General features: G+C 63.2%; 1 protein-coding gene. It reads right to left on the minus strand.

What is annotated here, in order from left to right:
* Window positions 1–25 precede the first annotated feature (25 nt).
* On the minus strand, window positions 26–549 hold a 524-nt coding region (locus FUT88_RS25200), incomplete at its 5' end, for an NADPH:quinone oxidoreductase family protein (protein ID WP_147219274.1).

The raw sequence follows: 549 nt of genomic DNA on the forward strand, positions 1-549 counted from the left end.
TTTTTTTTGTTCAGCGCTGACGTTTTTAAGGCTGAATCACGACCTTGCCCGTCACCTTGCGCGCCGCCATGTCCAGCAGCGCCTGCGTTGTCTGCTCCAGCGGATAGCGCGCAGAGATATGCGGCCGGATCTTGCCTTCCTGCATCCAGCCGAGCATCTGCATCATGTTCGCCAGATTCGCCTTCGGCTCGCGGCGCGCGAATTCGCCCCAGAACACGCCCACCAGCGATGCGCCTTTCAGCAACGCAAGGTTCAGCGGCATCTTGGGGATCTCTCCGTTGGCAAATCCGACCACGAGGTAGCGGCCCCGCCAGGCGATGGAGCGGAACGCCGGCTCCGCGTAGATGCCGCCGACCGGGTCGTAGATCACGTCGGGGCCTTTGCCGTCCGTCAGTTCCTTGATGCGCTCGCGCAGGTCTTCGGTCGAATAGTTGATGACAGCGTCGGCGCCGTGGTCCTTGCAGACTGCGAGTTTCTCGTCGCTCGATGCCGCAGCGATGACGCGCGCACCGATCGCCTTGCCGATCTCGATGGCCGCCAGCCCGACGC

This window comes from Ralstonia sp. TCR112 (genome assembly GCF_007997035.1).
GTDB lineage: Bacteria > Pseudomonadota > Gammaproteobacteria > Burkholderiales > Burkholderiaceae > Ralstonia > Ralstonia edaphi.